Annotated in this window: 10 protein-coding genes; 3 read left to right on the top strand and 7 right to left on the bottom strand. The window is 61.2% G+C overall.

Annotated elements, in window-relative coordinates; translation table 11 throughout:
* Positions 1 to 20: 20 nt before the first annotated feature.
* Positions 21 to 542, bottom strand: coding sequence for an ankyrin repeat domain-containing protein (locus HU811_RS21000; RefSeq protein WP_092458625.1), 522 nt, complete (start codon positions 540 to 542; stop codon positions 21 to 23).
* A gap of 94 nt (positions 543 to 636) precedes the next feature.
* Positions 637 to 2,463 (bottom strand): long-chain-acyl-CoA synthetase, encoded by a 1,827-nt coding sequence (locus HU811_RS20995; protein WP_092400214.1) that lies wholly within the window; start codon positions 2,461 to 2,463, stop codon positions 637 to 639.
* A gap of 354 nt (positions 2,464 to 2,817) precedes the next feature.
* Between HU811_RS20995 and HU811_RS20990 the strand changes: the two genes are divergently transcribed.
* The gene (locus tag HU811_RS20990; protein ID WP_042732342.1) at positions 2,818 to 3,096 is read left to right on the top strand and encodes a DUF3509 domain-containing protein; all 279 of its coding nucleotides are present in this window, start codon (positions 2,818 to 2,820) and stop codon (positions 3,094 to 3,096) included.
* Positions 3,097 to 3,207: 111 nt separating this feature from the next.
* Here HU811_RS20990 and mtnC read toward each other — a convergent pair whose 3' ends face one another.
* The 5 genes from mtnC to aroC are packed head-to-tail and all read right to left on the bottom strand — an operon-like array spanning position 3,208 to position 7,348.
* Complete coding sequence (mtnC, locus tag HU811_RS20985; protein WP_186657900.1) at positions 3,208 to 3,891, bottom strand: acireductone synthase; 684 nt, start codon at positions 3,889 to 3,891, stop codon at positions 3,208 to 3,210.
* A 4-nt stretch (positions 3,892 to 3,895) separates the two neighbouring features.
* Positions 3,896 to 4,441, bottom strand: coding sequence for a 1,2-dihydroxy-3-keto-5-methylthiopentene dioxygenase (locus tag HU811_RS20980; protein ID WP_092458619.1), 546 nt, complete (start codon positions 4,439 to 4,441; stop codon positions 3,896 to 3,898).
* A gap of 18 nt (positions 4,442 to 4,459) precedes the next feature.
* Positions 4,460 to 5,080, bottom strand: a complete 621-nt coding sequence (locus HU811_RS20975) for a methylthioribulose 1-phosphate dehydratase (RefSeq protein ID WP_092400220.1) — start codon at positions 5,078 to 5,080, stop codon at positions 4,460 to 4,462.
* Positions 5,077 to 6,222 carry an MFS transporter gene (locus tag HU811_RS20970; RefSeq protein WP_047229622.1) on the bottom strand — a complete coding sequence of 382 codons (1,146 nt, stop codon included), beginning with the start codon at positions 6,220 to 6,222 and terminating at the stop codon, positions 5,077 to 5,079. Before HU811_RS20970 ends, HU811_RS20975 begins: the two co-directional genes overlap by 4 nt.
* Before the next feature lie 34 nt (positions 6,223 to 6,256).
* Complete coding sequence (gene aroC / locus HU811_RS20965; protein ID WP_092400222.1) at positions 6,257 to 7,348, bottom strand: chorismate synthase; 1,092 nt, start codon at positions 7,346 to 7,348, stop codon at positions 6,257 to 6,259.
* Between the two features lie 127 nt (positions 7,349 to 7,475).
* Between aroC and HU811_RS20960 the strand changes: the two genes are divergently transcribed.
* Together HU811_RS20960 and HU811_RS20955 are read left to right on the top strand one after the other, a co-directional pair.
* Complete coding sequence (locus tag HU811_RS20960) at positions 7,476 to 8,441, top strand: alpha/beta hydrolase (RefSeq protein WP_186657901.1); 966 nt, start codon at positions 7,476 to 7,478, stop codon at positions 8,439 to 8,441.
* A gap of 99 nt (positions 8,442 to 8,540) precedes the next feature.
* Positions 8,541 to 9,329, top strand: a complete 789-nt coding sequence (locus tag HU811_RS20955) for a hypothetical protein (protein WP_092400226.1) — start codon at positions 8,541 to 8,543, stop codon at positions 9,327 to 9,329.
* Positions 9,330 to 9,476 lie beyond the last annotated feature (147 nt).

The following is a 9,476-nucleotide window of genomic DNA, read 5'->3' as shown; positions in this document are numbered from 1 at the left end:
CTCGCTTCGCTCGGCAGCTCCTACAGGGCCAGCAACTTTTCCAACTGCGCCGTGGTATCCACCGCGCCCATGGTCCGGGCTGCATCCAGGGCCGAGACGCCGTTGGCGTCCTTGGCCTTGGGGTCGGCGCCTTTGCTGATCAGGTAATCGACGATTTCCACACGATTGAACATCGCCGCCATCATCAACGCGGTGCGACCATCGAAAGAAGCGCCTTCCACCTGCGCCCCGCCATCCACCAGCGCGCTGACCACGGCCAGGTCGCCCTTGAACGCTGCGCCGGCAATCGGGCTCTGGCCGTTGTCGTTGCGGATTTCCGGATCGGCCTTGTTTTCCAACAGCACTTTCACCGTCTCCACATGCCCGTGGTAAGCGGCCAGCATCAGCAAGGTGTCGCCTTTGTGATTACGCAGGTTGGGCGGCAGGCCTTTGCTCAGCAAGGCGGCCATCATCGCAGCGTCGCCCTGGCGCGCGACATTGAACACCTGTTCGGCAAACTCCGCAGCCTCTTCCGGGGTCATTTGGCGGCTTGTATCGGACATGGGGAACTCCACTTAAGTCTTCGCAAAGCGGCTAGTTTCCCGAGGGACTCCAGGCCTGTCATCCCTTTTTTCTCTGCACCGCGCATAGCCAGAATCAATAACGGTACTGCCCTTGCTGAATCTGCGCCGCCAGTTGCCGGTCGACCCGCACATAGGTCGCGGTGCCGGGCAGCCAGGCATAGACCGGCTCATCGCCCGTGGCGCAAGGGTCGAAGGCTTCGCTCCTGAGACGGTTTTTCTGGTATTTGAAGGTGCCGGTGGTGTCCATTTTTACCTTGATGCGCAAGAACAACGGCACCGCATAGGCCGGCAATTTGCACTGCAAAAACTGCAACAGCTCAGCAAAATCCAGGGTCGCCAGGGATTCGGACGGGGTAATCGCCGCCATGCCGGCGCGGCCATTGGTGCCATCGATCTCGACGCCATAGGCCACCGCCTCGGCGACCTGCGGGTGCTGCAGCAATACATTTTCGACTTCCGTGGTGGAAACGTTCTCGCCTTTCCAGCGATAGGTGTCACCGAGGCGATCAACGAACTGCCCATGGCCAAAGCCGATGTTGCGCAACAGGTCACCGGTATTGAAATAACGGTCGCCAGGCACGAAGACATCTTTGAAGATGGTTTTTTCGGTCTTGGCCGGATCGGTGTAGCCGTCCAGCGGAGCCTTGTCGTCGATGCGCGCCATCAGCAGGCCCGCTTCGCCCTTGGGCACTTTCTGCATTCGGCCTTGCAGGTTGCGCAACGGCGCCCCGCTGTCATGGTCGTACTGCACCAGTTCCCAACCCATCAGGGAAAATCCGACGGTGTTGTCAAAGTTCAGCACATTGGTGAAGCCGATATTGCCGTCGCTGGCCGCGTACAGCTCGCAGATATGGTCGACACCAAAACGTGTCTTGAAGGCCGACCATGCCCCGGGGCGCAAGCCGTTGCCGATCATCTTCCGGACCTCATGCCGCCGGTCCTCGGCACTGGCGGGCTGGTCGACCAGGTAGCGACACAATTCACCGACATAGCCAAGGGTAGTGGCCCGGTAACGGCGAACGTCACTCCAGAACTGACTGGCGCTGAACTTGCGCCGGATCGCAAACCCCGAGGCGCCACAGATCGCCGCCCCCCAGCACACGCACAGCCCCGTGGCGTGGTACAGCGGCAGCGTGCAATACAAAACATCCGCAGGCTGCATGTCCAGGGCGATCAGGCCGAAACTGGTGGAAGTGCGCATCCAGCGCCCGTGACGGAACACCCCGGCCTTGGGCAAGCCGGTCGTGCCCGAGGTATAGAGATAAAAACACGGGTCGTTGAAAAAAACCTGCTGGCTGCTGGCCGGGTTTTCGCCTGGGTGACTGGCGCTGCTGCTTATCAGGTCGATGAAGCCGCAAGGCACGGCAGCGCTGTCCTGGTCGGCTATCCACCAGGTTCGCTCGCCTGACAGCGAAGTGCGGGCTCGCACGTCGTTGAACGCCGCGACCCGTTCTTCCCCGACCACCACCGCGACAGGGGCGACCAACGCCAGGCTGTGCACCAACGCATCCCCGGTCTGTGAGGTGTTGACCATGGCGCTGACCGCCCCCACTTTCGCCACCGCCAGCACCGTCACCAACAACTGTGGCCGGTTCTCGATGAAAATCGCCACGCAGTCGCCCTTGCCGATCCCCTGCGCCAACAGGTAATGAGCGATGCGATTGGCCTGTTCATTGGCTTGTGCATAACTCAACACCGTGTCGCCACACAGCAACGCTGGCCCTTGGGGATTGCGCTGGGTGGCCTGTTCGAAACACCAGCCCAGGCCGCAAGGCTGGGTCGGGTCCTGGACGTTGGCCAGCTTCATGCCTCTGACGATACGGGGAATGGCCCTGGCAATAGTGGGTAGCTTGCGCAGCATCTTGCCCCAGGTAATGGCGTCGCTGGATGTACGACTCATGGTCACTCCCGTTTGACCTCGTGGGTCTGGGTTCTTGTTGTCGGGCTGGAGCTCAATTGCGGTCGAAATTACGCCAGCGATTCCGGCGCTGTACATGCGGTTTTTGCAATGTTTTGTATCCACCCTTCCAGACAGGCGGAACAAGAGCGCCAGAAATTCAATTGGTTCAACAAAAGATCGCCCGACCACGCAAAATGCAGGATGCACGGTGGCCATTCATGCAAGTTGCACGAAAGCAAAAATGAAGGGAAATGTTAACTGATTGTTTTATAACGATTTTTAATCAAGCCCAACGCTGGCACAGACACTGCAACACCCTCTCCACGGTTTGCCACCACCCTGGAGCAGTCAAATATGAACATGATTCAAGAAAAGTTTGCGTCCCTGTTTTCCAACTACGAAGTGACCACCCAGGCCCGCCCGGATGGCGGTATCCTGCTGACCTTGCGCAACAGCGAAGGCAAACTGTTTAAACGCACAATTTCCTACGCCCAGTTGCACGCCGGGGACCAACTGTCCTGGGCAATCAGCGCCATCCGTCGCGACCTGGCGGAACAAGCCAGCGAGTTGCCACAGATCGCCATGCTGCAAAGCCAGCATCGTTTTGCGCTGCCGACCTATCACAGCGCCTGATTCTCTTTGCAGAATCGTGTGGGAGCGGACTTGCTCGCAAAGGCGGTGTATCAGCTAACCGATATGCCGCCTGACACGCAGCCTTCGCGAGCAAGCCCGCTCCCACAGGTATCAAAAGGCTGAAGGTTCAATCCGAGCAAAACTGTCCACCGTGACATGCCCTTGCAGCTCACCGCCCTCGCGCGCCAATCCGCACGTCGCCATGCCGGCATCACGAGCCGCGTCCAGCTCCTGGACGATATCCGACAGAAACAGAATCTCCCCCGGCGCTACGCCCACCGCCGCGCTGATGCGCTGGTAGGACTGCACCTCCCGCTTGGGCCCTGATGTGGTGTCGAAGTAACCACTGAACAACGGCGACAGATCGCCCGCCTCGGAACAGCCGAAAATCAGCTTCTGTGCCTGGATCGAGCCCGAGGAATAAACGAACAGTTGGAAACCTTCCTGATGCCAGCGCTGTAGCGCCTGCACCGCATCCGGGTAGACGTGCCCTTTCAACTGCCCGGCCTGATACCCCTGCTCCCAGACCATGCCCTGCAACGCCTTGAGCGGTGTGGCCTTGCGGTCTTCGGCGATCCACTCCAGCAGGATCGCGATGACGCGCTCCAGGTCAGCCCCCGGCTCACCCTTGTCCTGACGCACCGCTGCCAATTGCTCGGCCACATCGGCGCGGTCGGCATGCTGGCGAACGAAATCCGGAAGATGTCTGGCGGCATAGGGAAACAACACATCGAACACGAAACTCACCGCGCTGGTGGTGCCTTCGATGTCAGTGAGAATGGCTTTGATCGGCACAGGTTCAGTCCTCCAGGCGCGGGAAACGGCTGGCGATGTCGTCGCCAGTGAACTTCGCCACCCAACCTTCCGGGTTGTTGAACAGGCGAATGGCAACGAAATGCGGATGCTCGCCCATGTCGAACCAGTGCGGCGTGCCAGCGGGCACCGAGATCAGGTCGTTCTTTTCGCACAGCACCGCGTAGACGTAGTCGTCGATGTGCAGGGTAAACAGGCCACGACCGGCGACGAAAAATCGTACTTCGTCTTCAGCATGGCGATGCTCATCGAGGAATTTGGCCCGCAGCTCGGCTTTTTGCGGGTGATCGCTGTTGAGGCTGATGACGTCGACCGTGACGTAGCCACGCTCGCTCATCAACCGGTCGATCTGGGTCTGGTAGGCGGCAATCACTTCGTCCTGGCCGGCGCCGGGCTGGATTTTCGTCGCCGCTTCCCAGCGGTCGAAACGAACACCTTTATCGGCCAGAGTCGCGGCAATGTCTTCGAAGTGGGTCAGCACCTTGTTCGGAATGTCGGGGCTTGAGACGTGGTAGACGGACAGGCTGCTCATGGTTAGGGCTCCAGCAAATTAACGGTTCAGGAGTGCGCGGGTCTTGAGCTCACACTCAAACAGGAACTCGAACGCTTCGATCTGGCGCAGGGCATCGTTCATGCTCGGCCCCCAGGTATACAGGCCATGACCGCGAATCAGGTAACCGACGCAATCGGGGTGAGCCTCGAGCCACGGCTGCACCTGGCCGGCCAGGCGAGCGATGTCCTGGTCGTTGTCGAAAATCGGCACGCGGACACAGGATTCGTGGGTCGACACACCGCTGAAGGCTTTTTGCAATTCGTAGTCTTCAAAATCGATGAAAGTCTGGTGGGTCAGGCGCGACAACACCGTGGCATTCACCGAATGGGTGTGCAGCACCGCGCCGATCTCCGGGCGCCAGCGATACAGCTGGGTGTGCAGCAAGGTTTCGGCGGAGGGTTTCTTACCGCGTTCCAGGCTGTTGCCGTCCAGGTCGGTGGCGAGCACATCATCGAGGCCCAGTTGCCCCTTGTGCTTGCCGGACACGGTGAGCAAGGCCTGGTCAGGGGCAAGCCGGGTCGAATAGTTGCTGCTGGTGGCCGGGGACCAGCCACGGCCATATAAAAAACGCCCGGCGTCGATGATTTCCCGGGCGAGCTGTTCACGGGTAAGGCTCATGGCCTGTCCTCTTGCATACGTGTGGCAATGATAACGGCTGCAGCGAAGGCTGCGAGGCTGGCGATGCTGAAAGTCCAACTGGCACCCAGGGCGTTCCAGCTGTAGCCGGAATACAACGCGCCCAACGCCCCGCCCATGCCGGCCAGGGCGGCGTACAACGCCTGGCCCTGGCCTTGCTGGCGAGGGCCGAAGCTACGTTGCACGAAATGGATGGCAGCGGCGTGAAAACTGCCGAAGGTCGCCGCGTGCAGCACCTGGGCAAACAACAGAACCCAGAGAAACTCGGCCAGTGAACCCAGCAGCAGCCAACGCAACGCCGCCAGCAGGAAACTCACCAGCAGCACCCGACGCACGGAAAACCGCGCCAGGATCCGGCTCATCAGCAGGAAGATCAAAACCTCCGCCACCACGCCAATGGCCCAGAGCATACCGATCAACCCGCGACTGTAACCCAGGCCTTCCAGGTGCAGCGTCAGAAAGGTGTAATACGGCCCGTGACTGACCTGCATCAGCCCCACGCAGCCATAGAACGCCAGCACGCCAGGGTTACGCAACTGCCGCAGAAAACCCTCCCCCGCCACCCGCGGCCCCTGGGTCGGCTGGGCATTGGGGACCCAGAAACTGGCGAGCACGATGCCGCCCATGATCAGCACCAGCGCCACCGGGTAGATGTCCAGGCTCAGCCATTCAAACAGCCGGCCGAGCGCGACCACGGTGATGATGAAGCCGATGGAGCCCCACAGGCGGATCTGGCTGTAGCGCGACGTCTGCCCGCTCAAGTGGGCCAGGGTAATGACTTCGAACTGCGGCAACACCGCATGCCAGAAGAACGCGTGCAGCGCCATGACCAAGGCCAGCCAGGCGTAGCTCTGGTCGATGAAGATCAGCGAGAACGTCAGCAGCGTGCAAATGGCACCAAAGCGCACGATCGCCAGGCGCTGGCCGGTGTAGTCCCCCAGCCAGCCCCAGATATTCGGTGCCACGCAACGCATCAGCATGGGGATCGCCACCAGCTCGCCGATGCGCGCCGCGTTGAACCCCAGGTGATCGAAATACAACGCCAAAAACGGCGCCGTCGAACCGAGCAGCGCAAAATAGAACAGATAGAAACTGGAGAGCCGCCAGTACGGCAGAGCCGCCATGGTCGTCAGGCCACGGCGGTCGGCAGGCCAACCATCAAAGCTGGCCCAGCACCGGGGTGCTGACCCGCACGTCGGCGTTCTGGCCGCGATGACGCAACAAGTGATCCATCAGCACGATCGCCATCATCGCCTCGGCGATGGGCGTGGCGCGGATGCCGACGCACGGGTCATGACGACCCTTGGTGATGACGTCCACCGGGTTGCCATGGACGTCGATGGAGCGCCCCGGCGTGGTGATGCTGGAGGTTGGCTTCAAGGCCAGGTGCGCCACGATCGGCTGGCCCGAGGAAATGCCACCGAGGATGCCGCCAGCATTGTTACTCAGGAAACCTTGCGGGGTCAGCTCGTCGCGGTGCTCGGTGCCGCGCTGGGCGACACAAGCGAAACCGGCGCCGATTTCCACGCCCTTCACCGCGTTGATGCTCATCAGCGCGTGGGCCAGTTCGGCGTCGAGGCGGTCGAAAATCGGCTCGCCCAGGCCCGGCATCACACCTTCGGCCACCACGGTGATCTTCGCGCCGACCGAATCCTGGTCCCGGCGCAGTTGGTCCATGTAGGCCTCCAGCTCCGGCACCTTGTCTGGATCGGGGCAGAAAAAGGCGTTCTGCTCCACCGAGTCCCAGGTCTTGAACGGGATTTCGATGGGACCCAACTGGCTCATGTAGCCACGAATCACGATGCCCTGGCTGGCCAGGTACTTCTTGGCAATCGCGCCGGCCGCCACGCGCATGGCGGTTTCCCGGGCCGAACTGCGGCCGCCACCTCGGTAGTCGCGCTCGCCGTACTTATGGTGATAGGTGTAGTCGGCGTGGGCCGGGCGGAACAGATCCTTGATGGCCGAGTAGTCCTTGGACTTCTGGTCGGTGTTGCGGATCAGCAGGCCAATGGCGCAGCCGGTGGTGCGTCCTTCGAACACGCCGGACAGAATTTCGACTTCATCGGCTTCCTGGCGCTGGGTGGTGTGGCGGCTGGTGCCCGGCTTGCGCCGGTCCAGGTCACGCTGCAGATCGTCCAGGGAAATCTCCAGGCCCGGCGGGCAGCCGTCGACAATGGCGACCAACGCCGGGCCATGGCTTTCGCCCGCGGTGGTGACGGTGAACAGCTTGCCGTAGGTATTGCCGGACATGCAGGGTGCTCCGTGAAATCGCTGAATTCGTGATGGGCGCCAGTATACGCAGGCTCCCTCAGTAGTTCATCCTCGAACCTTATCGGTGGACGCCAGTCCAACCGGCACCTTCGTAACCAATGGCGTAATGATGTTAAAGCTGCTTGCCTTAAGCCTTGCCCTGTTTACCGGCCTGCTTTCCAGCCTGGCCCAGGCCACCGTCCTGCAACGACCGATCAGCCTTGACACGGGTAACGGCGAGCTTTTCGGATCGCTGCTGTTACCCAAGTCCGACGCACCGGTGCCGGTTGTCCTGATCATTTCCGGGTCGGGTCCTACAGATCGTGACGGAAACAACCCCGACGGCGGGCGCAACGATAGCCTCAAACGCCTGGCCTGGGTGCTGGCCAAACACAACATCGCCAGCGTGCGCTATGACAAACGCGGGGTGGCCGCCAGCCTTGCGGCGACCCCGGACGAACGCAACCTGAGCGTCGAAGCCTACGTGGCCGACGCTGTGGCTTGGAGCCGCAAACTGGCTGCCGATCCGCGAATGGGTCCGTTGATTCTGCTGGGTCATAGCGAAGGCGCGTTGATCGCCAGCCTCGCCGCCCCCCAGGCCAATGCAGCCGCGGTCATCTCGCTGTCCGGCAGTGCCCGGCCGATCGATCAGGTGCTGCGTCAACAACTGAGCAGCCGCCTCCCTCCCCCCCTGATGGCGCGCGCCAATGAGCTGCTGGACAGCCTCAAGGCCGGTCGCCTCGACCAGAACGTACCGCCGCAACTGCAGGTCATCTTTCGCCCCAGCGTGCAGCCCTACCTGATCTCGCTGTTCCGCCAGGCGCCGGCCCAGGCTTTCGCGGCGCTGAAGATGCCAGCGTTGATTATCCAGGGCAGCCATGACATTCAAGTCAGCGTCGATGACGCCAGGCAGTTGCAAGCCGCCAAACCCGATGCCGAGCTGGCGCTGATCACGGGCATGAACCACGTCATGCGCATCGTTCCCAAGGACATGAAAGAGCAATTGGCTTCCTACAAAAATCCAAACCTGCCCCTGGCGGCCGAATTGGGCACGAAAATCCTCGGTTTTATTAGCTCATTACCCGCTCGATAGACGGTTTTTCCCCTCCAGTCCTGGCAAAAACGGCCGATAGACCGGTGTCGGACAGCGCTATGGCTGCCGATCAGCCGGCCTGGACAGGATTTTGCCGTTATGACTGACACTCAAACTTCACCCGACACCCCCGCCGAAACGCCCGCCGCTCCAGTGGTGGAGCTGCCTTGGGCGGATGTGCAGGCCGAGCACCATAAAATGCTCCGCCTGGCACCGCTCAAGACCGACCGAGCCACGGGTGCGCGACCGCTGCGGTTTGTCGAGTTCAGCTACGTCGAGCGCCACAGCAAGGAGCGCAGTTTGCTGCGCATGAGCATCCAGTTGCCGGGCCAACGGGTGCGCAAGGAACAGAATCATCTGGACGTCTGGGCCGATCACGTCGAAAAACGCCTGTATTTTTCCCCGGACAGCTTGCAGGTCGAGCCGCTGAACCGTGGCATTGGCCGCTTCCTCGCCGCACAGGGCATTACCTGGGCCAAGAAGCGCTGGTCGAGCTACCGGGTCGATGGCAGCGATCTGAATAACAAGGACGCGCTGAACGAAGACACCCGCCTGCGCCGCGACCACTTCCTGAAAGCCCATGGCTTTGAAGTGGTCTACGCCGACGCCCAGCACCTCAAAGGCAGCGTCAAGCCAGCGCAGGTGGGCAATCTGCTGGGGGACTGGAACACCGAAAAACTGCAGTTCGTGGAAATTCTCGAAGCCGCGCAGATGCTCCAACAAGCCGAGCAGAACCTGGCGGAGCAGGAGGTCAAACTCAAGCAGCAGGAAGAAAAGGTCGCCAAGTTCAAGCGCGAAGACAACGGCCTGCGTTTCACCATTACCTGCCTGGTGGCATTTGCCATGTTCCAGGCTGGGTTGTTGATCTGGATTGCGACGCGGCACTGATTGCCGGCTGCTTGACACATAACCCTGTGGCGAGGGGATTTATCCCCGCTGGGCTGCGCAGCAGCCCCCTGCAAGAATTCTGATACTCCGCAGGTGGCTGGTTTTAGGGGTGCTTCGCACCCAGCGGGGATAAATCCCCTCGCCACA

Origin of the sequence: Pseudomonas tehranensis, assembly GCF_014268615.1 — a bacterium.
In the GTDB taxonomy this organism is placed as follows: domain Bacteria; phylum Pseudomonadota; class Gammaproteobacteria; order Pseudomonadales; family Pseudomonadaceae; genus Aquipseudomonas; species Aquipseudomonas tehranensis.
This window is presented reverse-complemented; position numbering and strand designations above follow the sequence as displayed.

Excerpts from the sequence above, each read along its gene's own strand:
- HU811_RS21000 (WP_092458625.1), bottom strand. The coding sequence starts at position 542 with ATGTCCGATACAAGCCGCCAAATGACCCCGGAAGAGGCTGCGGAGTTT.
- HU811_RS20995 (WP_092400214.1), bottom strand. The coding sequence starts at position 2,463 with ATGAGTCGTACATCCAGCGACGCCATTACCTGGGGCAAGATGCTGCGC.
- HU811_RS20990 (WP_042732342.1), top strand. The coding sequence starts at position 2,818 with ATGAACATGATTCAAGAAAAGTTTGCGTCCCTGTTTTCCAACTACGAA.
- HU811_RS20980 (WP_092458619.1), bottom strand. The coding sequence starts at position 4,441 with ATGAGCAGCCTGTCCGTCTACCACGTCTCAAGCCCCGACATTCCGAAC.
- HU811_RS20975 (WP_092400220.1), bottom strand. The coding sequence starts at position 5,080 with ATGAGCCTTACCCGTGAACAGCTCGCCCGGGAAATCATCGACGCCGGG.
- HU811_RS20970 (WP_047229622.1), bottom strand. The coding sequence starts at position 6,222 with ATGGCGGCTCTGCCGTACTGGCGGCTCTCCAGTTTCTATCTGTTCTAT.
- aroC (WP_092400222.1), bottom strand. The coding sequence starts at position 7,348 with ATGTCCGGCAATACCTACGGCAAGCTGTTCACCGTCACCACCGCGGGC.
- HU811_RS20960 (WP_186657901.1), top strand. The coding sequence starts at position 7,476 with ATGATGTTAAAGCTGCTTGCCTTAAGCCTTGCCCTGTTTACCGGCCTG.
- HU811_RS20955 (WP_092400226.1), top strand. The coding sequence starts at position 8,541 with ATGACTGACACTCAAACTTCACCCGACACCCCCGCCGAAACGCCCGCC.